Source organism: Sulfitobacter sp. HI0129 (genome assembly GCF_001635395.1).
Taxonomy (GTDB): Bacteria; Pseudomonadota; Alphaproteobacteria; order Rhodobacterales; family Rhodobacteraceae; genus Sulfitobacter.
The window spans coordinates 1-4502 of sequence record NZ_LWGH01000354.1; the positions used below are offsets into that span (position 1 = coordinate 1).

Annotated in this window: 7 protein-coding genes; all 7 read right to left on the minus strand. The window is 64.1% G+C overall.

What is annotated here, in order from left to right:
• Window positions 1-580 (minus strand): beta-ketoacyl synthase N-terminal-like domain-containing protein (locus A3764_RS08930; RefSeq protein ID WP_269085017.1); only part of this gene is annotated, 580 nt, incomplete at its 3' end.
• Window positions 581-668: 88 nt separating this feature from the next.
• On the minus strand, window positions 669-1202 hold the full coding sequence (locus A3764_RS08935) for a GNAT family N-acetyltransferase (protein ID WP_067919714.1): 534 nt from the start codon (window positions 1200-1202) through the stop codon (window positions 669-671).
• Window positions 1203-1362: 160 nt separating this feature from the next.
• Window positions 1363-1596, minus strand: coding sequence for an acyl carrier protein (locus A3764_RS08940; RefSeq protein ID WP_067919716.1), 234 nt, complete (start codon window positions 1594-1596; stop codon window positions 1363-1365).
• A gap of 197 nt (window positions 1597-1793) precedes the next feature.
• Complete coding sequence (gene fabG, locus A3764_RS08945) at window positions 1794-2531, minus strand: 3-oxoacyl-[acyl-carrier-protein] reductase (protein WP_067919720.1); 738 nt, start codon at window positions 2529-2531, stop codon at window positions 1794-1796.
• Window positions 2532-2563: 32 nt separating this feature from the next.
• On the minus strand, window positions 2564-3145 hold the full coding sequence (locus A3764_RS08950) for a hypothetical protein (protein WP_067919723.1): 582 nt from the start codon (window positions 3143-3145) through the stop codon (window positions 2564-2566).
• 4 nt (window positions 3146-3149) lie between these two features.
• Window positions 3150-4082, minus strand: coding sequence for an ACP S-malonyltransferase (gene fabD, locus A3764_RS08955; protein WP_067919724.1), 933 nt, complete (start codon window positions 4080-4082; stop codon window positions 3150-3152).
• Window positions 4083-4222: 140 nt separating this feature from the next.
• Window positions 4223-4502, minus strand: a 280-nt coding sequence (locus A3764_RS25105; protein WP_161487487.1) for a hypothetical protein, incomplete at its 5' end; no start/stop codon positions are given.

Genomic DNA, 4502 nt, shown 5'->3' on the forward strand with positions numbered 1-4502 from the left:
CGATCATCACATCCGCATCGCCGTGACGGATCAGGCGCGAGGCGTCGCCGATGGCATGGGCCCCGGTGGAACAGGCGGTCACGACCGAATGGTTCGGCCCCTTGAACCCGTAGCGGATGCTGACCTGCCCCGAGATCAGGTTGATCAGCGCCCCGGGCACAAAGAACGGGCTGACGCGGCGCGGTCCTTTTTCCTTCATGGTGATGGCGGTATTCGCGATGGAATTCAGCCCCCCGATGCCGGAACCGATCAGAACGCCGGTGCGCTCCAGATCTTCGGTCTCTGTCGGCATCCAGCCCGAATCCTCCACGGCCTGCTGCGCCGCCGCCATGCCGAACAGGATAAAGGTATCGACCTTACGCTGCTCCTTCGGCTCCATGTAGTGATCGGCGTTGAACGTGCCGTCGCTGCCATCGCCGAGGGGTACTTCACAGGCATATTGCGTCACGAGCGCGCTGGCATCGAAACCCGTGATCGGACCTGCGCCGGACTGACCGTCCAGAATCCGGCTCCAGCTTTCCTCGACGCCATCTGCAAGGGGTGTCACCAATCCCATGCCCGTCACAACAACTCTGCGCATATCCAAGCCCCCTTGGTGTGTTTTCGCGTTGCCCGGCTATACAGTGCCGGCTCGGTGAAATTCAAGGGCGCAGCGCCGCATTGCCCGTTCAGACCGGCGGGCCCTTGCGCGCCATCAGCCGGGCAGCAGCACCGTCGATCTCCACATCTCTCAGCGGCGCATAGCCCAGCGTTTCGGCCAGCTTCAGCGAAACCGCATCCTCCGGGGATATCTTGCAGACGGTATGGCCCCCCATGATCCGATCATACCAGTCATGCGCCGCCGTCGCGGCCTCAAGGCCAAGGCCCCGGCCCCGGACATCGGGTGCAATGACCCAGCGGGCCTCCGGATAGGGATCGAAATCGATGCCCAATTGGCGCGCGCCGAAAAAGAACCCGGCCTGCCCGCACAGGTCCCGCTGGCCATGCAACTGCACGCCCCATTGCCCGAATCCGGTAATCTGCCAATGCCCCGCATTGCGCAGAAACGCATCCCACGACCGGCTCTTGGGCCAAGGCTCGCCGCTGATATGGGCCACTACTTCGGGCGAGGCCCAGATTTCGGCGAACCGCGCGAAGTCTTCCGACCGCATCCCGCGCAGCGTCAAACGGGCCGTGTTGATGATCGGAATATTCCGCGCCATGTATGCGACCCCCTGTGTTGCAGTTCCCTCCATGGTGGAACCATCCCGCGTCGAGCACAACCCGCCTTGCACGTTCCGAATAAAAAAGCGGCGCCGATCCGCGTGGACCGACGCCGCTTTGTTCAGTTGCCGTCCGGCCCCCGGGGGCCGCGGCACTATATCAGGACGCTTCCTTGATGAACTTCACCGCGTCACCCACGGTCTGGATGTTCTCGGCGGCGTCATCGGGGATCTCGATGCCGAATTCCTCTTCGAACGCCATCACCAGTTCCACGGTGTCGAGGCTGTCGGCACCCAGATCGTCGATGAACGACGCGTTCTCGGTGACCTTTTCCTCTTCCACACCCAGGTGCTCAACCACGATCTTCTTAACGCGCTCTGCGACGTCGCTCATAATATGTCCTCATGTCTTCGGGCCATCGGCCCCTTTTGGTTTCCGTGCGCCGTTCCGGGGCGGTTGGAGGATGCCCCAAAAGGGGCGGCTATCTACCCTGTTTGCACAAGGATCAGGGTACGATCAAGCACCCGCGTTAGAATCTGCGCTTCGTTTAGCATATGCCACCATATTGGCAAACGCTATCTCGGCGCAGGTCAGAGCATGGCCATCCCGCCGTTCACATGCAAGGTCGTCCCGGTGACATAGGCGGCTTCCGGACTGGAAAGATAGAGCACGGCGGCGGCGATTTCGCCCGGCTCGCCCATGCGGGCCGCGGGAATCTGGTCCATGATGCCCTTTTTCTGATCATCGGTCAGCTTGTCTGTCATGGCCGTGGTGATGAAACCCGGCGCCACGGCATTCACTGTGATGCCCCGGCTCGCCACTTCGTAGGCAAGCGATTTCGACATGCCGACCATGCCGGCCTTTGACGCGGCGTAATTGGCCTGCCCCGGATTGCCTGTGGCCCCCACGACAGAGGAGATGTTGACGATCCGCCCCCAGCGGGACTTCATCATGCCGCGCATCACCCCCTTACAGAGCTTGAATGTGGCCGTAAGGTTCACCTCCAGCACGCTGGACCATTCCTCGTCCGACATGCGCATGAAAAGATTGTCGCGGGTGATGCCCGCGTTGTTCACCAGAATATCGACCGAACCCATCGCCTCCACCGCCTGCTTCGGCAACGCTTCGACCGCCGCCATGTCGCTCAGGTTGCAGGGCAGGACATGCGCGCGCTCGCCCAGTTCTTGCGCCAGCGCCTCCAGCGGATCCTTGCGCGTCCCCGACAGGCCGACAGCGGCGCCCTGCGCATGCAGCACCCGGGCGATTTCCGCCCCAATACCGCCCGAGGCCCCCGTGACCAGAGCCGTCTTGCCTGTAAGATCGAACATGTCTTCTTCCTTCTTTGCTTTGTTCCGCCCGCTCAGGGGGCGAGTATAGGGCGCGTGAGCAGCCGGTAATGGGCGATTTCAGCCTCGTTCAGGATGTGCATGCCATTCGACGGCGCCGCCCGCAACGTGAACCAGTAGAAAGCATCACTCCCCAGCATGTCTTCCACGTAGCGGCGGTTCAATGCATGTTTCGGTGAACCGCGTGGATAGACCGACCCGTCCCGCCGGTTGTCCCGCCAGCTGTGCACGCCGATAATCGCGCCCCGCTCCATCGTGCGCTCCACCCCGCTGAGGAAGAGTTGCGCGCCGCCCGAATAAATCTGGCTGTAGCTTTCCAGATGCGTATCCAGCCCCAGCGCGCGCAGCCGGTACCCCATGGCGATCATCGCCGCGTCGTCCACCGACCCTTCGATGCCCCGCAGCACGACCGTATCTACCTGCGGATGCGCGGCGACCATCCGCTCGAACCGCCCCGGCGTGTAGGAGGTGATGAGCCCCGTCATCAGCAGCCGGTCGCCCTGCACCTCGAACTGCGTCCGTTCCAGATAATTGCTGGCGAAATCGCATCCCGAAAGGATCAATGCCAACAGAAGCGCCGCGCAAAGGCGGATCACCGGCTCAGACCTCCCCCGCCGCGGCCACCTCTTGCGGGGTGCCGACCGCACGGGTCGCCAAGGACTTGTCGATGCGTCGGATCATACCGCTCAGCGCCTTGCCCGCGCCGATCTCCCACACATCGCTGACCCCTTGGGCCGCCATCCACTCGACGGAGCTTTTCCAGCGCACGCGGCCTGTCACCTGTTCCACCAGAAGCTGTCGCAGCTTGTCCGCATCCGTCACCCCCGTCGCCAGAACGTTGGTCACCACCGGCACCGCCGGGGCGGCAAAGCTCACATCCGACAGGGCGCTCGCCATCTCGTTTGCCGCCGGTTGCATCAGCGAGCAATGAAAGGGAGCGGAGACCGGCAACAGCAAGGCCCGCTTGGCACCGGCCTCCTTCGCCAGATCGACGGCCTTTTCCACCGCGGCCCGGGTTCCCGAAACCACCGTCTGCGCCGGATCGTTTTCGTTGGCGACCTCGCAGACCCCCGCGGCGGCGGCATCCCGGGCCACCTGCTCCACCTGCGGCAGATCGAGCCCCAGCACGGCCGCCATCGCGCCCTCGCCCACGGGAACGGCGGCCTGCATGGCCTTGCCCCGGATCCGCAGAAGACGCGCGGCATCGGAAAGCGTCAGCGTTCCGGCGGCGCAAAGCGCGCTGTATTCGCCCAGGCTATGGCCCGCCACATAGGATGCGCGGGATATGTCGACCCCTTCGGCCTTCAAGGCCGCCATCGCAGCCATGGAGGTCGCCATCAGCGCGGGCTGGGCATTCTCCGTCAGGGTCAATGTTTCGATCTCGCCTTCCCAGATCAGCGACGAAAGGCTTTCGCCCAGTGCCTCGTCGACCTCTTCGAACACCGCGCGGGCCTCCGGATAGCTGTCCGCCAGCTCCTTGCCCATGCCGATAGTCTGGGCACCCTGGCCCGGGAATACGAATGCGATGCTCATGCTGTCCCCTTATCTGGAATTTGCCCAGATGTATCCCGCAGGCCCGGTACGAACAAGACCACAGCGCCCCAAGACGATACCCCGGCGGGGCACCGGGGCCGTCGGACATTTCAGGGGGGCACGCCCTCATGCGGCGCAGATCAGACCAGCTTTCCCTCGTCCCGCAGCACGGCAACGACCGCGCGCAGGGCATCGCGATCGGCAAGCGTCAGCTCTGCGATCAGGCGATCGGTCTCATCCCACAGGCGTAGGTGCGCGCCCCGGCGTTCCGCGTGGGACAGGTTGCCAAAGCGGCAGCTGCGTAGCACCACGGTGCGCCCCCCGGCCAACTTGCGGACGAGCCGCAGCTCCCGGTTTTCCACGTCCAGTTCGATCTGCGGCGCATCGGGTGCAGCGCTGGCCTGCAGCAGGCAGAGGCCC